Below are 20830 nucleotides of genomic sequence, written 5' to 3' on the forward strand. Positions count from 1 at the left end.
TTCCTGTGGTGGAGCACCTCTTTCCGTCGTTGTCCAGTATATTCAGCAACAAGCTGAAATTGAGTAATTCCTCCCGCCGGTCGTCTGCCGCTTCACCAGCACTGCGGCACTTTTCAGGTAGAGCAAACACCCCACCCATCAACCATATCGCCCAAGGGCGTTCCCGCAAGCGCAAGCGATAGTCGGTTTGCTCTAGCACTCTCATTCCTATTGTCCTCCCTCAGTACGCAAAAACGTTGCCACACTTGCTGCCAATTGCTGAAAATTGGGTTCGATGCGTTGGCCGAGATACTCCTCCACAGCGTGGGCAATCACGCCAGCCAGAAATGAGGGTACTCCAGGAATGCGTTTTGGATGAATGCGCAGATGGCCTCGGCTGGTGATAATTGTTGAATCGCCCGCAGCAATGAATTGATTTTCGCCTTGACAGTCAATGGCCTCGGTAAAGGCATGGGGGGCAATGCGCCAGCGGGTGAGATAGTCGCGATCGTCCCAATGGGTATAGTCTGTCCACGAAAGCATGGCTTCACTCAGAAGTGCCCGTGCTGCTGCGGGAATTTCCCCGCCGCCATGCCAGACCAAGACCATCTCCAAGGCTTGGGGAGACTCCTTGCGTTCTTGCACTTCTATTTCGCGGACATTGGGCATCCAGTTCACCAGCTCCGGCAGGCGATCGCGATAGGTGCGATAGACGTGCTCGCGGGGAAAAGGCAACTGTACTTGGGAGAAAATTTTCATTCTCCTATCCCCAGTGTGGACACTGCCGCGCAATCACCACCACGTAATCTCCCACCTGCAACTCATAGTCCATTGATGGGTTAATATACGTCTGGCGGCGCCCCTCAATCCGACGTTCCACAGCTATTAGAACAGCATCGTACCGCTCCTTAAAGTGCTGTTGTGCAGACCAAAAGGTTTTGCCGGCCAACGTTGGTGGCAGAGGCAGCCGATAAAATTGGTTCCCCACCTGTACCGTCAGCAGTTCGGCAAAAACATCCATTGCCCCTTGATTGCGCACCGCATTGCCAATGAGGTGACCTGCCATTTCATCGGCCACAACCACATCCTCGACACCCGCTGCCTGAAGTTGCACGTTGTTATTGCGATCCAACAGCTGGGCACAGGTGTAAATCGTTGGATTGAGTTTTTCCATAGTCAGCGCAGCAAGAACGGTTCGGGCATCGCGGTCTTGGTCACTGCGGGGCTGGCTGGTATCTGCCAAGAGAATGGCACGAGAAGCGTGGTAAATCTGCACCTTCTCTAAAACGTCAATGCGCGTGTAGTCTCCTGAATAAAAGTAAAGGCGATTTTGATCCACTGCCTGCAACTCATTCACGGGCAACTGTTCGAGTTCGGCAACAATGACAATGGGCGCATGGCGGGTTTGGGGATCGCTTTGCAACTCCCGCAACACAAGGGGGGCACTGCGGTTCCAGCCACAGAGGATAATGTGGTTGCGCAACTCATCCAAGTCAAAGTTTTTGGCGCTCATGACCGACTGCAACCGCTGCACCATGAAGGCAGACACCACCCCCGTAAAGACCGCAAACAAGGTCAGCCCCGCCAAGACCACCCCCAAGGTAATGAGCCGACCGGCATGGGTTTGGGGATAGGTGCCAATGGGTTCGGCAGACACCAAAGAAAAGAAACTGTACCACAGGGCATCCCCAAGGGTCTTGATGTCGGGGTTGGAGGTTCCCTCGATAATATAAAAAGCCAGCCCCCCAAAGAGCATGATCAACACAATGATTAACAGCGCTGAAATTTGGGCACCGTAAAGACCAGAAATTTGGGGGGAAATGTAGTGCAGGTTGCGGTTAATCAGAATCGAGGCGCGGGGCAAACGCAGCAGCGGCAGCAAACGAAACAGGATCCACTGCGGCGGCATGGGGAGAATTGCCACCAGATCAAGCCAGTAGTGGCGGAAAAATCGTTGCTTTTTGCGGGCGATCGCAAAGCGGAGGAATAACTCAATAACAAAGCACAGCCGCAGGGGGAAATCCGCCAGCATTACCCAAAAACTAGGGTGGCCGGGTTGTACCCAGAAGAGATCGACCACCACTAAAAGCACCCACCCTAGGATTAATACCAACAGGCCGACTTCTACCCGGGGTGAGTGCAGAAATAGATCAAGCTGTTGTCTGAGCCGGCTTTGTCCCATGAGTGCCGCTAGCAGAGAACATCAAATTGGCGCGATCGCCGGCAAGTTGTCAATTGTAGTCAGCTAGGTGGGAATCAGTTCTCCCGGACGCAGTTTTGCCCACCGTCCCTGCTCCTCCACAAAGCTCTTACAACCGACCACATCCCACTCCAATAGAATTTCTTCCCCTTGGGTACGGATATTGATATTGATAGTGGGTTCGATCGGGTCAAAGTCTGGCGTCAGGGTCAGATGGGGTTGTTGGTGCTGCTCCTCAACGGCATGGTATGTGGTACAGCGATCCACAAGGGCGCAGTTGACGCAAATACACATGGCGGATTCTCCCAATGCCATATGCTCCTACTCTAGCGCATCCCCTAGGGTCGCCAAGGAAACTGCTGAAAGTTGGGGGGGCGTTTTTCTAAAAAGGCCTGTTTACCTTCGGCGCTCTCTTGGGTGAGATAGTATAGCAGGGTGGCGTTGCCCGCCAATTCTTGAAGACCCGCTTGGCCGTCACAGTCGGCGTTAAAGGCGGCCTTGAGGCAGCGAATTGCCAAGGGGCTATAGCTGAGGATTTGTCGTGCCCAGCGGATGCCCTCGGCTTCTAGCTCCTCAACGGGAACCACCGTGTTGACCAGACCCATTGCCAAGGCTTCTTGGGCGTTATATTGCCGACACAGAAACCAAATTTCACGGGCTTTTTTCTGACCGACAATGCGGGCAAGATAGCTGGCTCCAAAGCCCGCATCAAAACTACCCACCCGTGGCCCCGTTTGCCCAAAAATAGCATTCTCGGCCGCAATGGTGAGGTCACAGACCAAGTGCAGCACATGGCCACCGCCAATGGCATAGCCGGCCACAAGGGCAATCACCACCTTCGGCAGGGAGCGAATTTGCCGTTGCAGATCCAGCACATTCAGCCGTGCTACCCCCTGTTCATCCAGATAGCCTGCCTCACCGCGCACACTCTGGTCACCGCCGGCACAAAAGGCATACTTGCCATCGGTATGAGGACCTGCCCCGGTGAGCAGGACAACGCCAATCGTGGGATCGTTGCGGGCATCCTCAAAGGCCTGACTCATTTCCACGATGGTTTGGGGGCGAAAGGCATTGCGCTTGTGGGGACGGTTGATTGTAATTTTGGCAATGCCCGTCGTTTTGTGATAGAGGATGTCCGTGTAGGTGTGAACTTGCTGCCAGTGGACGCTGTCCATCATAAACTCCGCAAGGGTACTGCCACTATATCGCAACTTAGTGGCACAAGGAATTGCCGTCAAGTTACGTTATGATGAGCAATCTAGGAATTACAGTGCCGCTAATACGCAGTAGTTCTCTTCTACAGGGTTGGACATTACCTGTCTGCCTGTGACGGTTTAGAGATTGCCCAACCTGTGAATCAGAAAAGGTCAACAGTGATTGGAAGCTTTCGCTATACCCTTACGTTAGCGAAGAAGCATGTCACCGACTGTGAGGGTGAGATAGATTCTCATTCTTGAGGGGTTCTGGGGTCTAGACAGGGGCAAAGTCGTAAAAAAATTAATATCTATCACCTAGGGGAGGCGGGAAAAGGTATGTTATATAGTCTCCCAAACTTTTCAACTTAATTTCTGATGACACCCAGTAAAATCTTGAGTAATGTACTGTACGACGTAAAAAATAGCTTTCAAATAATCTTCTATTATATTTTGAGCTAGGCTTTTTTCTAACCTTTTAAGCTATGATGTTACCTCTTTGGGCAAGAACAAGCATACCAACCATAATAAACTTACGAACCAAACGAAGAGGAAAGAAAAACATGGTGCTTAATTTTTTGACTACTCTAGTCATTTACTACCTAGCTTTCGTTTGGGATCATCCTCAAGTCGAGTTCGTTTAGATTTTAGCTTACAACATATGAAATAACAGGTAAATAACATTTATATACTGTAAGTCATAGGTTTGATTTTTAGTCTTGGTCAATTGTTATAAGATTTCCTTATACCCTTACCTCTGATATCAAGTCTACTGATTAGTGAACCAGTAATAGTTAGGTATCATGAAACTTTAGGCGCATGGGCAGAGGAGGACATGAGCAGTGATTTTCTTGCAGGACTGAATCCTGCACAGCGGCGGGCGGTGGAGCACTATTGTGGCCCCATGTTGGTGGTGGCAGGGGCGGGTTCCGGGAAAACACGTACGCTCACCTATCGGATTGCCCATTTGGTTCGCCATCATGAAGTGGCACCAGAAAATATTTTGGCGGTAACGTTTACCAATAAGGCCGCCCGCGAAATGAGGGAGCGGCTTGAAGTCCTCTTTGGCCAAGAGATGGCGCGGCAACTCTATGGGCGAGACTGGCTGGATCTCTCTCCCCAAGAAGAGAAGCGGGTGCGATCGCGGGTCTATCAAACCTACACGAAGCCCCTTTGGATTGGCACCTTCCACAGCCTTTGTGCCCGACTCCTGCGCTTGGAAATCCAAGCCTATCAACATCCCCAAGGCTATCGCTGGACGCGCCATTTCACCATTTTTGACGAGTCGGATGTGCAAAGCCTGATTAAAGAAATTGTTACCGGGGAACTCAATCTTGATGAGCGCAAGCATGATCTGCGCAGTCTGCGCTCCAAAATCAGCCATGCTAAAAACCGAGGGCTAACCCCCGATCAATTGGAGCAGGAGCAGCGATCGCCCGCCGGCCGTGTGGCCGCAGAGGTTTATCGTCGCTACGAGGCCGCTCTTGCCAAGAACAATGCCCTTGACTTTGATGATCTGATTTTGCGAACGGTGCAGCTTTTCCGACAGCACCCTGAGCGCCTTGAATTCTGGCATCGGCAGTTCCAACATATTCTGGTGGATGAATACCAAGACACCAATCGCACGCAGTACGATCTCATTCGCCTACTCGCCACCAATGGCACTCCGCCCCAGCAGTTCCAGAATTGGGGCGATCGCTCGATTTTTGTTGTCGGCGATGTGGATCAGTCCATCTATTCCTTTCGCTGTGCCGATTTCACCATCCTGATGGAGTTTCAAAAGGATTTTGGCGATCGCCGGCCGGATGGGGAGAGCCGCACAATGATCAAGCTAGAGGAAAACTATCGCTCCGTCGCCAATATCTTGCAGGCCGCCAATCACCTCATTGAGCACAACCACGAACGCATTGATAAAGTGCTGCGTCCCACCAAGGGAGAAGGTGCACCCATTCACTGTGAGGGGTGCGACACCGAAACCGATGAAGCCTATTTTGTGGTTCAACAGATCAAAGCCCTGAGCCGCCCCTCCCTTGAACCCCACTGGGGACGGTTTGCCATTCTCTACCGCACCAATGCCCAATCTCGCCCCTTTGAGGAGGCCTTAGTGCGCGCCAACATTCCCTACACCGTGGTTGGCGGTCTCAAATTCTATGAGCGCAAGGAAGTCAAAGATATCCTCGCTTATTTGCGGCTGCTGCAAAATCCCTACGACACCATGAGTCTGCGCCGAATCATCAATGTGCCCCGCCGTGGCATTGGCAAAACCAGTTTGGATCGCCTAAGTGAAGCCGCCCAAACCCTCGGCATTTCCCTGTGGGATTTCATTGCCGATAGCGAGTCCATGACGCCCTTGGCCGGACGAGCTGCCCGTGCCGTGCAACAATTTGTGGCGCTAATGACCCGCCTGCGATCGCTGGTGGACGACATTGAACTGCCTGAGCTGGTGAAAACCGTCATTGAGGAGACAGGCTACCGCCGCGAACTCGAAAACGAGGGCACCGACGACAGCCTAGAGCGCCTGCAAAACCTGATGGAGTTGGTCAACGCTGCCCGGCAGTTTAGCGAAGAAAATGAGGGGGCAAGCCTCGGCGATTTTCTACACAGTTCCGCCCTTGCCTCCGATTTAGATACATTGCCGGCAAAAGAGGGGGCTGTTTCCCTCATGACCCTGCATGCCGCCAAGGGGCTAGAATTTCCCGTTGTCTTTTTGGTGGGGATGGAGCAGGGACTTTTTCCCAACTTCCGCAGCCTCAACGACCCCATGGCGCTTGAGGAAGAACGTCGCCTGTGCTACGTTGGCATCACCCGTGCCCAAGAACGACTGTTTCTCACCTTTGCCCATCGCCGTCGCCGCTACGATGGAAGTGAAGATACGATTCCTTCGCAATTTTTGACGGAGATCCCCCCTGAACTGCTCACGGGCAGTGGGCAGCGGCGGCCTAAAATGCTCTCTTTTGGGAAAACCTCCGCCTCACGGTTGGGCAAGGCCGCTGCCTCTCCTTGGCGGGTGGGCGATCGCATCCTGCATCCCGTCTATGGCGAAGGGGAAATTACCCACGTTTTTGATACCGGGCCGAAGCTCTCCTTGGCCATTCGTTTCCCACGACGCGGGCAAAAGGTGGTTGATCCTCGGCTGACACCCCTTGAGCGGCTGTAACTTGCGCCAGCCCATCGGAGGTTGAGAAAGATCTGATTACAGAATGCGTCTTTTGGGGCACAATTCACGCTTTTCAAGCGTCATGATCACCATGAACTGATAGGAATTCCCCGTGAGCAGCAACATTATTGCAGCAACCCTTCTTGCCCTCAGCGCCGGGGTAAGTAGCTACGCGATCGCCCCCCAAGTGCCGGCAATGGTAGCTCAGCAAGCACAACCCGCAGAAACCACCTTCTACGCCGATAGGGGGGAGGGGCTATTTCGTATCAGTGGCCGTTCGGGGCAAAAAGTGACGTTTATGAGCATTGCCATTGATCCGCAAAAAGTGGCGGATATCAATATACAACTCGCCGATGGCAACTATATTGGCTTTGCCGGCAACGTCATCCAGCAAGATGCCTACAATTTGCGGATTCGCCTGACCAGTTCTGGTATGGCCGATGCCAATGGCACGCTCAATATCCGTTGTGGCGGTCAGCAGTCTATTCTCAACTTGGCGGGTAATGGTCAATTGGATGGTCAGCCCTTTGTGCTCACTTTCAGGGGCAAGATGAAATGATGAGTTGACAGAACTCTACCAAACCCAAGATAATAAAAGATCGCTGACCAAAATCTATCAAGAGCGGAACTGGCGGAATTGGTAGACGCGCTAGATTCAGGTTCTAGTGTCCGCAAGGACTTCGGGGTTCAAGTCCCCGGTTCCGCATCATAGCAAGATTGCAAAGTACGGTACGATAGAAGCATTGGCTTCTGTGCGCTGTCATTATGGCTTTTTCGTCCATTGCCGTTCGCGAACTCCCCATTTTCCCCTTACCCGATGTCGTGCTCTTTCCAGGGCGACCCCTACCGCTTCACATTTTTGAATTTCGCTACCGCATCATGATGAATACGATTCTGGAGAGCGATCGCCGCTTTGGCATTGTGATGTGGGATCCGCAGACAGGACGACCAGCAACGGTGGGCTGTTGTGCCGAAGTGCGTCGCTACGAACGGCTCCCCGATGACCGGATGCTGATTGATTCCTTGGGGCAGCAGCGGTTTCGCATTCTTGACTATGTGCGCGAAAAACCCTACCGGGTTGGACTGGTGGAGTGGATTGAGGATGAACCCACCAGCATAGATCTGCGTCCTTTGGCCAAAGAAGTGCGCCAACTCCTCGAGGATGTGGTGCGGCTCTCAGCAAAACTGACGGAACAACCCATGGAATTGCCCCCAGATGTGCCTACGGCTGCCCTTGAACTCTCCTATTGGATTGCCAGTAATTTCCGCGGTGTCGCTCAGGAGCAGCAACGCCTTTTAGAGCTACAGTCCACCTACGATCGCCTGCTGCGGGAAGCAGAAGTTTTAACCACCACCCGTAATCACTTGGCGGCGCGCACAGTTCTCAAGGAAACTTTCAAATAAGCTTTACCCTTCGCAACTGGGTATGTTAGGCTAGAAGCCTTGGTTATTTTGCATCACATTGCCTTGCAGGGGAGAAAACCAATGAGCCGCGTTTGTCAACTGACTGGAAAAAAAGCCAATAACGCCTACGCGATTTCGCACTCCCACCGGCGGACGAAAAAACTGCAAGAAGTCAATTTGCAATGGAAACGGGTGTGGTGGCCAGAGGGCAAGCGTTGGGTGCGACTGCGCCTTTCTACCAAAGCGATTAAAACCCTTGAGCGCAAAGGCCTGAGTGCTTTTGCCAAGGAAGCTGGGTTGAATCTCAACAAGTTGTAAGTAATTACCCCCTCTCAAAAATCCACGCGGCCATAGCGAGCGATGATGTCCCGCCGGCCGGTTTCTTGCTGCATTTGCCAAGCCCACAACTGATCCCCAAGGGAAAAGTGCCACCACTCGTTGGGATGGCGTTGGAATCCTGCACTGCTCATTGCTTGATAGAGAATTTGGCGGCGCTCGGCAAAGCAGGTGGCACTGGCTTGCTCAGGATCGCGATCGTAAAAATCGGGAAAGGAACGCTGAGACACTTCATCAATAACACTCCCCATGTCTAAAGGATGACCTGCTTGGTCAGCAAGGGTAAGATCAACGGCAGCACCCGTACTGTGGGGGGGTGGTTTCTGGGGGTCTGAACTGGGCACGGCCCAAAACTGATAAACCTGCTGCCAAATCTCGCTGGCGATCGCCGGCTCAAGCTGCTGCGGATGATACCCCTGTTCTTGACAGAGGGTGGCAAAGGTATGCGCCACCATAAACTGCTGCACTGCTATCGGGCGGTAGGCATCAAAAATTGCCAGTTGCCAACCGTAAGGCTCTAGGAACGCTTGGGCACGCTCAAGAGCAGCAATGACCCCTACCCGCAAATAAAAGGGCGAAATATTGCCATAGGGAGCACCCAGACTTTGATAGGGATGGGGTTGCAGTCGCAGGAAAGAAGGGGGAATCGGTACTAGGGGTTCCCCACACTCTTGAATAGGAATTTGGGTGTAGGGCTTCCCCGCCATTAAGACTGAGCTTCGCGATCAAGGGCAAGTTCAACTTGCTTAAACTCCTGTTCGAGACGGGCTTTGAGCTTCTCAGGCAGGGGACGGTTGGGATAGGAACTGTAATGACCCGCGAGGGAATTCAGCGCGGTTTGCATTGTCATAAAGGAGGAGAGCGATCGCAGGGAGTCATCGCGACGATAGAGGGCAAAGAAGTCATTGAGCTTTTTGCGAGCCTCTGCTTGAGCCGCCTTCTTGTTGGGGTCATTCTCCGGTAGGGCGATCGCTTCGCGCAGGCTACCAATCAGCGCTAGGGTATCTTCACGAAAATTTCCCGTCAGGCCACTGGGCACATTGGCACAACTAGTCAGAAGCAGTGACACACTCAGAAAAAGTGCGCAAAACATCGCCCAAAAACGTTTCATATCAAACCCCAAAACACAATTAGGTCTTAAGATACCCATGAGGCTGATCTTAGCAAGAATTGGCTCCCGTAACCCAGTTCTATCCCTGCGCAAAGGGCTGCATTTGGGGCATGATGATCTCAGCCATCATCCAATGCTTAGGTGATCAAGGGGTGCGGGAACGCGGTTGGCAATGACAATCTACTTTTATCGTGTCAAGGATGCCTACGGCAGTTTTTCCAATTTCTCTCCCCACGGGTTTACCCTAGAGGGCTATTACTGGCCAACAGCGGAGCACTACTACCAAGCCCATAAATTCTTTGGTACTGTCCATGAGGCCTTTGGTCATATCATTCGCATTGCGCCAACTCCTGAAGCGGCTGCCCAACTCGGTCGCAGTGGTCGCTACCCTGTTCATCCCCAGTGGGATCAACTGAAACAGCCGGTCATGTGGCGTGCCCTTGTGGCCAAATTTACCACCCATCCCGAGCTGCGAGAACTGCTCTTAGGAACGGGAGATGAAGAATTGGTAGAGGATTCACCGGTAGATAGCTATTGGGGCTGTGGGGGCGATCGCCAAGGTTATAACTATCTAGGACGACTGCTAATGCATTTGCGGCACTGTCTGCGCCAAGGGGCAGATCTTCACACCTTCACCCCTCTGCAAGATTGCCCCTTTTGCTAAATGCCATGACTTTTGCCCAGAACCCAGTGGCGACGAAAAAAACGGGCAAGGCTAGATTCTTGCAGTTGCAAACAGATGGGGCGGCCATGGGGGCAAGTGTGGGGTTGACGACAGCGATACCACTGCTCCACGAGGGTTTGCATTTCTGCAAGGGTGAGGGGCGTACCGTTACGAATGGCACTGCGGCAGGCAACGGCCACCTTGGCGGCAGTGAGATCCGCCACTTGGCTCAGCTCAATCAAGGCGGCTACGACATCGGGGCGATCGCGCAACAGAGCAGGCACACGGCGCACGGCCCAAACCTGCATCCCAAAGGGAGCGATCGCCAGCCCCCAGTCCTGTAGGCGTTGCACTTGAGCCTCGGTCAGGGATGCCAAAAGGACGGGTTTATCTAGCTCGACCGCCTGCCAATCGGCTTCAATTTGCTCATAAAGCACCCGTTCATGGGCAATGTGCTGCTCAATCAACCAGATTCCCTCGGCATGCTCAACAATGATATAGGTATTGTGCAACTGCCCGACCACTTTGAGCGTTGGCAAGGACGGTTGAGCCGGGTTAGGGGATAACAGCGTCCGATAGCGATTGGAGGGTTCAGCGGCCTTAAGCACCTGATAGCTGCTGGCATAACTCAGGGGGGTTGCCGGGGAAGCAAGGAGTTGGCCAATACGTTCTGCCAACAAAGCTTGCCATTGCTCTGGCTCCCGTAGATAAATCGTGCGCTTTTGGGGTTCTGCTGACCAGTCAATTGCAGCCGGGGGCAAATGGAGATGGGCAATACATAGGGGAAAGCGCTGCCGAGGCAGGCCGCGACCAAAGGCCTCCAGAATCACCTGCTGCCACGAGGGATCACTGTGCAATTCTACCCAACGGCCATTGACTGCCACCCCTAACCAATCGGGGCGGGGACGATGGTGACGATCCGGAGGAGCTAGGACTACTTCGATCTGGGCATCACTCATTTGGCGCAGATCCTGAGGATGGAGTTGCGGGATCAGTTGCAACAGGCGATCGCCCAAAGACGCCACCGCCGGCCAGTGACCCCATCGCTTGCCATCCTTGAAGAGGTGCCAAGCCACCTGCGGGAAACACAGCGCAATTTCCTGAAGCCGCCGCTGCACCTGTTTCGGATTCGCTCCCTCCTGGCGTTGTGGCCAGTCCTGAAAAACTTGCTCAGCAATGATCTGAGTCCCCACCGCCATGCCCAGAGGACGCTGGCTGCGCACTTGACCGTGGGCATCATAACTGACTCGCCAACCGGTATCTGCCTCGCGATGGCGACTGCAAATGGTTAACTGCGCCATTTGTGCCAAACTGTGCAGGGCTTGACCACGAAATCCCAAGGTTGTGATGTCGGCTAATTCCCCCGTGGCAGGTAACTTGCTGCTGGTGTAGGGAAGGGCAACTTGGCTTAAATCGGCTTGGCGAATACCTTCGCCATTGTCAGTAACTTCCAAGCGCCAAGCCGCAGTGTTCCAATCGAAATGAATGCGGCTCGCCCCGGCATCAAGGGCATTTTCTACCAGTTCTTGGACAACTGTGGCAAGGGAGTCAAGGGTTTCAGCGGCAGCGATCGCCCGCTGCATTTGCACAGGTAAGGGGACAACCGTGAGGTCATCGCTCATGAAAGCCATTCTTGGGCAAGGTCAAAAATTTGGTGCGCCAGAATTAACTTCGGTACCTTGGCAAGGGAGCGCGATCGCCCCTGACGATCCAACACGACCGCGGCATTCTCAGCAGTACCAAAGCCACAACCTGCTTGATCCACGGCATTCGCGACGATCAAATCCAAGCCCTTGCGTTCTAGCTTTTCGCAGGCGGGCGTCACAATCTCCCCGGTTTGGGCGGCAAAACCAATCAGCCGCTGGTGGGGCTGGCGCATCTGAGCCGCCATCTGCAAAATATCAGGCACCGGGCTGAGGGGTAAAGCCGTCGGCAACTCAGACTTGGGCAGCTTTTCCGACCACTGTTGCGTTGGACGGACATCGCCAACGGCGGCCGCCATCACCAGCCAATCTGCCTCTGGCCAAACTTCCATCACTGCTTTGTACATTCTGTCGCTACTCACCGCTTCAATGGCGCGCACTTGCGGTGGAATTACTTCGGCGATCGCCCCATGAATGAGCGTCACCTTTGCGCCACGATGCAGGGCTGCCCTTGCCAAAGCAAGCCCCATTTTCCCCGTTGCCGGATTGCCGATGAAGCGCACCGCATCCCAATACTCACGGCTGCCGCCGGCCGTAATCAGCAGATGCTTCCCCGCTAAATCCCGCTTGCCGTGGGTATAGGCCAAGGAGTCCAGATAGGCAATGATTTCCTGAGGCTCGGCCATCCGTCCCACACCAACACTGTCACAGGCCAAGCGGCCAGCGGTCGGGGGCAAGCAATGATAACGGGATCGTTGTTGCAGTTGTTGCCAATGGGTCTGTACCGTCGGTTGCTCCCACATCGTGGTGTTCATCGCTGGGGCAACCAAAATTGGCATCGTTGAGGCCAACACCGTGCTGGTAAGCAGATTGTCCGCCAATCCCAGCGCTAATTTTGCCAACGTATTGGCCGTCAGGGGCGCAATCAACATCAGTGTTGCCGTCTCCGCCAGTTCAATGTGTAGGGGTCGCGGCGCTTGGGGATGCCAAAACTGCGCATCGGTATAAACCGATCGCCGGCACAAGGTGGAAAGGGTTAAAGGCGTAATGAATTGGGAGGCCGTCTCCGACAAAATGGCTGAGACCTCCCACCCCGCCTTCACCTGCGTCGAGATCACCTCACAGACTTTGTAGGCGGCAATGCCACCCCCCACCCCCACCAGCAAATGGGGAACTGTTCTAGGATTCGTCAAAGGCCTCTAAATCCAATAGATACAGGTAAGGTTCTGCTAGTTCAGGTCGCTGGAAGGCGATCGCCCGCAGCAGATGCCAATCCTCTAAAGCGGCAAAGGGGGTATCATAGTCATCTTCCTCCAGTCGCCGTGCCAAAGCAGCCACATCCTCTGGTGTGAGATGGTTGATATACTCTGGCGAATAGTGGTGTGTAACCACCATACCCCCTCCTTGGTTTTTACCTGCTCATTTCTATTGTAGCTAGCGTAACTGCAGGAAATAAATCCATCTCTCTTGCCCGCGCCAGACAACAGGCTTCCTTTGCCCCTCAGGAGATTGACGGCGACTGAGCATTGAGGTACTCACCAATTTTTTTGTCGATTTTCATAATATGGCTGACAAGCCAATTGGCAAGGCTTTCATGGAGACGAATAGCGAGAGACTCATCGTCAGGTGATTGGCGATAGGCGCTTTGAAAATCCTTCAGGAGAGTCAAAAACTGGCGATGTGCTTGACAATTGGTTTCTGCTAGGGGACACTGCGCTTGGTGAGCACAGGCTTCTTCTTTTTCAAAGTGCCACTCGGCGTAGTACTTCAAGAAGGCAAGTAGTCGCTGAATTGCCCCTCGCCCCTCTCCGCGATTAATTGCCCCGGCGAGATCATTGACTGCCTCCACGAGTTCGCGGTGGTGAGCATCAATCATTGCCACACCGGTTTTTAAATCATTTGTCCATTCAAAGTAGGTAAGAGCCATGCTTATGATTCCCAAACGCAATGTACATTTAACAGGCTGTCGCCATCTTGACTTCGTCTGCCGTCACAGCGCTGACGTACTCGCCGATTTGCTTATCCACCACCGCAATGTGGTGAAATGTCCAATCCACTAAGCGCTTATGAAAGGTCACTGCTAAAGCCTCCAGAGTTTCTGGATTTCCTTGGCCGGCCAGTTCGGCAGCGCGCGCTGCTTTGTATTGTTGCTCAAACGTGGCAATGAGCTGTCGGAAAACCTGATGCTCCTTCAAATTGCGTTCAGCAATCGGACATTGATATTTGGCAGCCAGCTCCTCTTCATACCGAAAGTGCCAATCGGCATAGGCCAAAGCACAGGCAAAAATGCGCTTCATTGTCGCTGCTCCCTGTCCCTGCTGAATGGCCTCTCCCAGCTCATTGACCATGGTCAGCAATTCCTTGTGCTGGGTGTCCAAGCCGGCATGGCTCGTTTTCAACTCCTCTGTCCATTCAATACGGGTCACTTCCGTCATGGTCAACCTCCTTTCATACCGTTGGCTGAGCTTTAGTTTTCAGGAATGACAGCACGCCCTTGAGAAATGACTGGCTCACAGAAAAACTTACTTCCGATGTTGGTGGAGATGGGGCAGGTGGTGTTTTGGTTGCGGTTTCTGTAGGAATGTTGACTATCTCTTCCACCAGACCAGCCATCATCAGTCGAAAACAGATTTTCTGGACTTCTAAGGTCGGTAAATTGAGCGCTTGGGCAATTCCCTCTAAGGTGACGGTTTTATCTACATATTCCCAGACTCGCCATTCTAGAGGGTTCAGGCGGCAGGGAGGCTGCCCCTCACTCAAACTAATCATCGTGGAATCAGGTAAGGGCAACTTGTCCATCAGGGGGGTCCAATCTTGCAAGAGACGCAGACCCGCTAAGGCCACATCCCGTGGCGGGGCACTCAAGCCCGTCATTTCCGCCAACGGTAAGGGGTGATGGGCATCAAACTTAAACCATCCCTCCGCTAGACTAAACAGCTCTGGAATGGGAGTGAGAACTTGATACTTGAAGAGCAACTGCAACTGTTGGCTATCTAGTGCCCCTTGCGTTTTCAGCGCCAGACCGAGGGGCTGAGTGAGCGGATACAACTTCAGAATGCGCTGAATCGTGGTCACATGGAGAAAGCCGCGCTGCTCAATCAACTGCTGAAGTCCTTGATGATCTAACTCACGGCTAGCAGCCACAATCTGCCCCACTCGGAAGAAAATGTAGCATTTTTGAGGTGGCAGGCGGAATGCGTTCTCTGCTTCGATGGGCTTAATCGAAAGACAACCCGTTTTTTGTCCCTGTTCTAAAAAGCGGAAGATTTCCCCTAAGGAAAATTCAGACAAATAGCCAGTGATTTTCATTTAGTTTCCCCCTTTGTATGAATTTGAGTCCCTGCCAGCTTGAAAATTAACTAGTGCTTAACAGCATCCCAGTTCAATTGTTCAGCTTGGTGTTTGGCATAGACTTCAATCAGTTTCATCATGGCTGCGGCAACCGAAGCTTGATCAAGGGCATTCACCTGCACCATCGGTGGGCGATTGTGGGGACTCAGATAGCCAAGGGCGATCGCGATATCCTCTGGCGGCCATGCATTCGGATTATCTGCATGACTTAGGCCAATCAGCATCGGAATCTTGGCACGATGGCGCATAAAGGCCAAAATCCGCCGTGCAGCTCGAAAGTCCTGAGGACGATGGGAACTGACCAAGAGAATAAAGGCATGAGCCTTGCGAATCAGAATTTCCCACATGAAATCAAACCGCTCCTGCCCCGGTGTGCCGTAGAGGTGCAGCGCAACATTCGGGCCAAATTGCAGTCGGCCAAAATCCATTGCCACAGTTGTTTTTGCTTTCCAACTGGCGATGTCATCAGTGGCCTTGCGATCTGTATCCACGGGTTCAATTTCGCTAATTGTGCGAATGAAGGTGGATTTCCCTGCCCCCACCGGCCCGGTAATGACAATCCGCATGATTTCCATGGCACTACGCTCCTCCTGTGTTGAGGACAGGGACGGTTAAACACTCACTGATTGCAATCCCCCTGTTAACTGTGGCTGCAATTCAGCAATGATATTTTTAATCTCAAGGTTGATAATGCCTTGCTTGGCTGCTGCATCTGCTAATACCAGCAATACTGCCTCGTCAGTACAGCTAGTAAGAATGCCATAGCCGTTTGTCCCTTCAACAAGAATCCGCTCAATTTGACCCCGACTCAGTTCTCGGCCGATCCGTTCACCCAAGGACAGCATCGCCGCTGACATGGCTGCCACTCGCTCATCATCCATTCCTACCGGTAAGGCTGCCGCTAAGGTCAAGCCATCGGGAGAAACCAGTGCCGCCCCCTGAACGTTACTCACATCAGCAACAAATTTTTGTAATGTTGCCTGAAGTTTTGCTGCGTTGATTGCCATAAAGTACTCCTTGATAAAAATCAACTCAATCAACACCGGTAAGGTGTGGTGTTGCTGACGCTCTCTAATCCAAAATCTCAGTAATAGTAATACCCTACCTAGTTCTATGGTAGGTTGCCCTCAATGAATCCAAGTGTAACTTGGAAAACAGTTTAAGCAAGCTTAACAAAATATCTAAAATGTTAACAGATGCTGTTATTATTTTTATTGTTAAACGAAATCTTTTTCCCACTCATTCAGTAGGATAGTTGAGTAACGTGCGTTTGGGAAACTGGTGTATGGGAAGCAGCCGCTGACAATGGGCAGTTAGAAGAAGGATGGCCACCCTAGGCGGGGTCTTCTTTGTGAGCGCCGTTTTTTTGCCTATTACCGGCACCCTAGCCCAAGGAACAAGTTCTGAAGTGCCTAATATTGCTGAGTTAGTTCGTGCTCGAAACTATGCTCGCCAAGCTGCGGAACGAGTGAATGGGGGATTGAGTCGCTATCGCGCTGATGCCTCGATGTACGCACCCTACGTCCGCAACGCAGATGGCTCCTATACATTTCGTATCTTAGGCTATGGGGTCAAGAACGGAGTTCCGCAGCCGCTGCCCAGCATTGAAACGGTGGTTACCGTGGCGCCTGACGGACGCACCACTGTTAACTACAATGGGGTGATTCGCAACTAGAGACTCAACCCCCTAGGGAGGGATGTTAGTTCACCAAGCCATCGCCTTTAGCTAAGAACTCCTTGAGGAACCAGCGATGTTTTTGGTGAGTTTGCACCAAGCGGGTGTAGAGATCGGCAGTACCAATATCCCCAGCCTCAGTGGCGACCTCGGCATCTTGGTGCATTTCGGTAATGATCAGCTCATGGTTGGCGATCGCCTCCTCGATCATTTGCTTGACCGTGAGTTGGCCACTCGATGGGGGTACGGTTGCCACATTTAAGTAATCTGCCGGGTCTGCCACAGGTTGGCCATCGAGCATCAGGCTACGCTCTGCCAGTTCATCAATCATGGCAAAAACCTCTGACCCCTGTTCTTCAAAGAGCAGGTGTAAGTCCCGGAACAGAGGGCCGTAGGTCAACCAATGGTACTTTTTGTAGTTCAAATACATGACCACCGCATTGGCCTGTTCCCGTTTTAGCGTGGTCAGCACTTGCTCTTTCAGCGTTGTTGTGGTACCCATAGCAGTCTCCTTTGACAGTCATTCAACTGTCATTAAACGATCTTGTCTTACTTAATCATACTCATAACGAGTACGCTTTGGCAGTCTGTAGGTGGACTGGTGTCAGTCTATTGTCATTTAAGATAAAGGTGGCTCCCTGCTGCTTATCAAAGTTAGGATAAACAGCATAATAACCAACTCAATCTAGTGTTTTTAACTGCTCCTATGGATGCTTCGGTCAATCCCGGCGGTACCTACATTCCCCACTTGCAATCGCCGACTCGCTCTGGTGAACAGCAGCGGGGGTTCATGCGTCCCAGTGAGCTAATTCTAGCGGCACCCACAGCCCGGTTATTATTGCACTCAGTTTACATGCAACGTTCAATTGTGTTGGATCAGTTACCGGTTTGGCAAATCGGTCGAAGTAAAGACTGTGATATTGTTCTTCCGGATCGCTGGTGTTCGCGGCATCACATTCGTATTGAACGGCAAGCGGATCATTCCTACCGTTTGACCGACCTCAAGAGCATGAATGGGACATTTATCGGTAATAGCCGTGTCCAGGCGCCCCATATCCTCAAGCATGGCGATCGCATTTCGATTGGTGAGTCAGAACTGGAATACATTGACCTGCGGGATGTGCCGAGTCCTCGCCCCTACACCAACCACTCCCATGAGAGCAGGGGGCAAGTCACGGTGCTGATGACCCACTCTTCGCGTACTCAAGGGGAAATGTGGCGGGAATTATTGAACTCGCAAGGGATTTCGACGATTTGGGCAACTTCCCACTTTGAGTTAGAAAAAATCATTGCCCATGTGGAATCTCTTAACTGCAAAATCAGCCTATTGCTCTTGGATTTGGGGATGCCAAAAACCAATCCCTACGATTTTTGTCGCCAGTATCGCCAGCGCTATCCAGAAATGAATGTCATTCTCCTCAGTGGCATGCGCACCCGTATCCATGAATCGGAGTGCAAGTGGGCAGTCAATCAAGGCGCAATGGCACTTTTTGCGGGTTTGCCGCGCGAAAATCTGTTTTCAGAACTCACGAGCATTACAGAGCGATTGCAAACGATCGCCCAAGCCATTGAGTGGACCTACTTCAATCCTGAAGCTCTCACCAGTACCCTCCTGAAACTGCAAGGCTTGGTAGATACGGAGATGTCTGGGATTGTCCTCTAGAACCGCTGCACGGATGGGTGAGCAGTGCTACAGTCAGTGAAAGTAGTGTTTTCAGCAGATAGCGAACATTGGTTGTTACAACGTCACAAATTAGTGCGCTCGATAAATCCCTAGGGCGGCTGGAGTGGCCGCGTCTATGTCAGGAGTTGGCAACGTTTGCCTCGACCAAACGGGGGATGCGTCAGCTTCAAGGGGGAGAGATTCTTGGGGGTACCCAAGCGGCCAGTCAAGTGCTGTTGGCGCAAACCACAGAGGTGATTGCCCTAGAAACAGTGCACCAAGTGCGCTTAGATTTCAGCCAAGTGGCGGATATCGAACCGGCCCTTCAGCGACTCGATCGTCAGGGCTGCTTACAAGGAACGGAATTACTGGCGATCGCCCACCTGTTGAGTGCGGCGCGGCAGCAGCGGCGGCAAATTGAGGAACATGAGCAACTCAAGGAACTGCAACAATTGGTGGCCGGTGTCCGTACCTATCCAGAAGTCTGCCAAGAAATCTACCGCTGCATTACCGATCAGGGTCAGGTGAGCGATCGCGCCAGTCCCGAATTGGCGCAGATTCGGCAACAGCAACGGCAGTGCCGCGCCCAGATCCAGCAGCAACTTCAGCACATTCTCCAGCAGCGGGTCAGTGCCATTCAAGAGGCAGTGGTTACCCAACGGCGCGATCGCTATGTCTTGGCGGTCAAGGCCGGCCACAAAGACCAGATTCCGGGGATTGTCCACGATCTTTCCGCCAGTGGTGCCACCCTCTACATTGAGCCGCAGGAAACCGTTGATCTGCAAAACCGCCTACAACAACTTGCCCATCAGGAGGCCGAGGCCGAACGTGCCGTCTGCCAAGCCCTCTCGGATCAATTGGCCACCATCAGTGACGATCTGTGGTATTTGCTCGATGTGCTGACCAGCCTCGATATGGCGGTTGCCCGTGCCCGCTACAGTCTTTGGTTGCAGGGAAACCCGCCGCAATTTGTCAGTGAGAGGCGGCTGCATCTGAAGGCCCTGCGCCATCCCCTCTTGGTGTGGCAGGAGCACCATGAACAGGGGCAGGCAGTGGTTCCCATTGACATTGAAGTGCAGCCCCCCACCCAAGTGGTGACCATTACCGGTCCGAATACCGGCGGGAAAACGGCAACCCTCAAAACTCTGGGATTGGCAGCCCTGATGGCCAAGGCGGGGCTGTACGTGCCGGCGGCTGCACCGGTGGAGTTGCCCTGGTTTACGGGGATTTGGGCAGACATTGGCGATGAGCAGTCCCTCACCCAAAACCTCTCCACCTTTTCCAGTCATATCTGCAATATCCGCGATATTCTGGCGGAGCTAGAGGTTGCAGGCGGCAATACGTTGGTACTGCTGGATGAAATCGGCGCGGGCACAGACCCCACCGAGGGCACAGCACTAGCGATCGCCCTGTTGCGCTATCTAGCGGATCACGCCAGTCTCACCTTTGCCACTACCCACTATGGCGAACTCAAGGCGTTGAAGTATCAGGACAGCCGCTTTGAAAATGCCGCCGTGGAATTTGATGAGGAGACGCTAGCGCCCACCTATCGGCTACTGTGGGGCATTCCGGGGCAATCCAATGCTCTGGCGATCGCCCAGCGGTTGGGGCTATCCCCCAGCATTATTGAGGAGGCCAAGGCCTTTCTCAGCAGTGAGAGCAACAGCATCAATGAAATGATTATGGGACTGGTGAGCCAACGCCAAGCCCAAGAGGCCAAAACCGCCGCGGCGGCAGCCCTGCTGCGGGATACCGAAGCCCTCTACCAAGAAATTGCCACCAAAGCACAGGAACTGCGCCAGCAGCAACAGCAACTTCGCCAACAACAGGAAGAGCAAGTACGCACTGCCCTTCATGAGGCTCAGCGGCAAATTGCCCAAGTCATTGCCCAACTGCAACGCGCCAATAGCCCCGAACAGGTGCAAGCTGCCCAAACGGCTCTACATCGGATTGAGAAAACCTATCTACCGCCCCCTCCGTCTCCCGGCTTTATACCTCGGCCGGGCGATCGCGTCCGCTTGCCCCAATGGCAACAGGTGGGCGAAGTTCTCAGTGTCGGCCGGCAGGGGGAGATTGTCGTCCAAGTGGGGGCTGTGAAATTTACGGTGCCGCCCCACGCCGTGGAGTCCCTCCAAGGAGAACCGGTACAAACGCCGCCTCAACCCAAAGCTCCTCAAGCTCCCCCTGCACCCCCCGCCCAGACCACCGCAGTGGCCATTCGCACCGAGAGCCGCACCCTTGACCTGCGGGGCAAGCGTACCCACGAGGCAGAACCCCTCCTTGAAGAGTTTCTCAACCGTCAGCAAGGAACGGTTTGGATTATCCACGGCCACGGCAGTGGCGCCCTCCGCCGCTTTGTGCATCAATTTTTAGATCAGCACCCCGGCGTTCAAAGCTATTGCCTTGCGCCTCCTGAAGAGGGCGGCCGCGGGGTAACCATTGTGCAGTTATAGG

The 20830-nt window shown here is 53.1% G+C and carries 24 protein-coding genes and 1 tRNA gene; 9 read left to right on the forward strand and 16 right to left on the reverse strand.

The features are described from left to right. The 5 genes from ACK4IR_RS11055 to menB all read right to left on the reverse strand — a co-directional run. On the reverse strand, positions 1-205 hold a 205-nt coding region (locus ACK4IR_RS11055), incomplete at its 3' end, for a hypothetical protein (protein WP_409874412.1). Positions 206-207: 2 nt separating this feature from the next. Next, complete coding sequence (locus tag ACK4IR_RS11060) at positions 208-738, reverse strand: SRPBCC family protein (protein WP_409874413.1); 531 nt, start codon at positions 736-738, stop codon at positions 208-210. A 4-nt stretch (positions 739-742) separates the two neighbouring features. Continuing rightward, positions 743-2161 carry a TrkA-related ion transporter gene (locus tag ACK4IR_RS11065; protein ID WP_409874414.1) on the reverse strand — a complete coding sequence of 473 codons (1419 nt, stop codon included), beginning with the start codon at positions 2159-2161 and terminating at the stop codon, positions 743-745. Between the two features lie 63 nt (positions 2162-2224). Continuing rightward, positions 2225-2473: a Ycf34 family protein gene (locus tag ACK4IR_RS11070; RefSeq protein ID WP_409874437.1), complete on the reverse strand. Its 249-nt coding sequence runs from the start codon at positions 2471-2473 to the stop codon at positions 2225-2227. Positions 2474-2517: 44 nt separating this feature from the next. After that, a complete protein-coding gene (gene menB / locus ACK4IR_RS11075) occupies positions 2518-3354 on the reverse strand; it encodes a 1,4-dihydroxy-2-naphthoyl-CoA synthase (protein ID WP_409874438.1) in 837 nt (278 codons plus the stop codon). A gap of 853 nt (positions 3355-4207) precedes the next feature. Here menB and pcrA point away from each other — a divergent pair. The 5 genes from pcrA to rpmB all read left to right on the forward strand — a co-directional run bounded on the left by pcrA (position 4208) and on the right by rpmB (position 8251). Beyond that, positions 4208-6529 (forward strand): DNA helicase PcrA, encoded by a 2322-nt coding sequence (gene pcrA / locus ACK4IR_RS11080; protein ID WP_409874415.1) that lies wholly within the window; start codon positions 4208-4210, stop codon positions 6527-6529. A gap of 112 nt (positions 6530-6641) precedes the next feature. Further along, the gene (locus tag ACK4IR_RS11085) at positions 6642-7088 is read left to right on the forward strand and encodes a hypothetical protein (protein WP_409874416.1); all 447 of its coding nucleotides are present in this window, start codon (positions 6642-6644) and stop codon (positions 7086-7088) included. A gap of 63 nt (positions 7089-7151) precedes the next feature. Next, a tRNA-Leu gene (locus ACK4IR_RS11090) sits at positions 7152-7235 on the forward strand. Between the two features lie 59 nt (positions 7236-7294). Beyond that, positions 7295-7933, forward strand: a complete 639-nt coding sequence (locus tag ACK4IR_RS11095; RefSeq protein WP_409874417.1) for an LON peptidase substrate-binding domain-containing protein — start codon at positions 7295-7297, stop codon at positions 7931-7933. A gap of 81 nt (positions 7934-8014) precedes the next feature. Next, positions 8015-8251, forward strand: coding sequence for a 50S ribosomal protein L28 (rpmB, locus tag ACK4IR_RS11100; protein ID WP_024125479.1), 237 nt, complete (start codon positions 8015-8017; stop codon positions 8249-8251). Between the two features lie 14 nt (positions 8252-8265). Here the strand turns inward: rpmB and ACK4IR_RS11105 are convergent, their stop codons facing one another. Continuing rightward, positions 8266-8976 (reverse strand): M15 family metallopeptidase, encoded by a 711-nt coding sequence (locus ACK4IR_RS11105; RefSeq protein WP_409874418.1) that lies wholly within the window; start codon positions 8974-8976, stop codon positions 8266-8268. Then, positions 8976-9380, reverse strand: coding sequence for a photosystem II protein Psb27 (gene psb27, locus ACK4IR_RS11110; RefSeq protein WP_409874419.1), 405 nt, complete (start codon positions 9378-9380; stop codon positions 8976-8978). Before psb27 ends, ACK4IR_RS11105 begins: the two co-directional genes overlap by 1 nt. A gap of 172 nt (positions 9381-9552) precedes the next feature. Here psb27 and ACK4IR_RS11115 point away from each other — a divergent pair, with 172 nt between their 5' ends. Next, positions 9553-10044: an NADAR family protein gene (locus ACK4IR_RS11115; RefSeq protein ID WP_409874420.1), complete on the forward strand. Its 492-nt coding sequence runs from the start codon at positions 9553-9555 to the stop codon at positions 10042-10044. Here ACK4IR_RS11115 and mutL read toward each other — a convergent pair. From mutL to ACK4IR_RS11155, 8 genes are all read right to left on the reverse strand, one after another. Beyond that, positions 10041-11666, reverse strand: coding sequence for a DNA mismatch repair endonuclease MutL (gene mutL / locus ACK4IR_RS11120; RefSeq protein ID WP_409874421.1), 1626 nt, complete (start codon positions 11664-11666; stop codon positions 10041-10043). The genes ACK4IR_RS11115 and mutL overlap by 4 nt on opposite strands. After that, a complete protein-coding gene (gene coaBC, locus ACK4IR_RS11125) occupies positions 11663-12880 on the reverse strand; it encodes a bifunctional phosphopantothenoylcysteine decarboxylase/phosphopantothenate--cysteine ligase CoaBC (RefSeq protein ID WP_409874422.1) in 1218 nt (405 codons plus the stop codon). Before coaBC ends, mutL begins: the two co-directional genes overlap by 4 nt. Further along, positions 12867-13082, reverse strand: a complete 216-nt coding sequence (locus tag ACK4IR_RS11130; protein WP_409874423.1) for a DUF2555 domain-containing protein — start codon at positions 13080-13082, stop codon at positions 12867-12869. Before ACK4IR_RS11130 ends, coaBC begins: the two co-directional genes overlap by 14 nt. Before the next feature lie 106 nt (positions 13083-13188). Further along, positions 13189-13614, reverse strand: a complete 426-nt coding sequence (locus tag ACK4IR_RS11135; protein ID WP_409874424.1) for a bacteriohemerythrin — start codon at positions 13612-13614, stop codon at positions 13189-13191. 28 nt (positions 13615-13642) lie between these two features. Next, positions 13643-14122 carry a bacteriohemerythrin gene (locus ACK4IR_RS11140; protein ID WP_409874425.1) on the reverse strand — a complete coding sequence of 160 codons (480 nt, stop codon included), beginning with the start codon at positions 14120-14122 and terminating at the stop codon, positions 13643-13645. Positions 14123-14135: 13 nt separating this feature from the next. After that, positions 14136-14996: a DUF4388 domain-containing protein gene (locus ACK4IR_RS11145; protein ID WP_409874426.1), complete on the reverse strand. Its 861-nt coding sequence runs from the start codon at positions 14994-14996 to the stop codon at positions 14136-14138. Positions 14997-15046: 50 nt separating this feature from the next. Further along, the gene (locus ACK4IR_RS11150) at positions 15047-15613 is read right to left on the reverse strand and encodes a GTP-binding protein (RefSeq protein WP_409874427.1); all 567 of its coding nucleotides are present in this window, start codon (positions 15611-15613) and stop codon (positions 15047-15049) included. 36 nt (positions 15614-15649) lie between these two features. Further along, positions 15650-16045, reverse strand: coding sequence for a roadblock/LC7 domain-containing protein (locus ACK4IR_RS11155; protein ID WP_409874428.1), 396 nt, complete (start codon positions 16043-16045; stop codon positions 15650-15652). A 317-nt stretch (positions 16046-16362) separates the two neighbouring features. On the opposite strand from ACK4IR_RS11155, the gene ACK4IR_RS11160 reads away from it, so the two are divergent. Further along, a complete protein-coding gene (locus tag ACK4IR_RS11160; RefSeq protein WP_409874429.1) occupies positions 16363-16713 on the forward strand; it encodes a hypothetical protein in 351 nt (116 codons plus the stop codon). Between the two features lie 25 nt (positions 16714-16738). Here ACK4IR_RS11160 and ACK4IR_RS11165 read toward each other — a convergent pair whose 3' ends face one another. Then, a complete protein-coding gene (locus ACK4IR_RS11165; RefSeq protein WP_409874430.1) occupies positions 16739-17215 on the reverse strand; it encodes a Dps family protein in 477 nt (158 codons plus the stop codon). A 204-nt stretch (positions 17216-17419) separates the two neighbouring features. On the opposite strand from ACK4IR_RS11165, the gene ACK4IR_RS11170 reads away from it, so the two are divergent. Continuing rightward, a complete protein-coding gene (locus ACK4IR_RS11170; RefSeq protein WP_409874431.1) occupies positions 17420-18376 on the forward strand; it encodes an FHA domain-containing protein in 957 nt (318 codons plus the stop codon). A gap of 68 nt (positions 18377-18444) precedes the next feature. Continuing rightward, positions 18445-20829, forward strand: coding sequence for an endonuclease MutS2 (locus ACK4IR_RS11175; RefSeq protein ID WP_409874432.1), 2385 nt, complete (start codon positions 18445-18447; stop codon positions 20827-20829). Position 20830: the final 1 nt, after the last annotated feature.

Source organism: Thermosynechococcus sp. (genome assembly GCF_046299635.1).
GTDB lineage: Bacteria > Cyanobacteriota > Cyanobacteriia > Thermosynechococcales > Thermosynechococcaceae > Thermosynechococcus.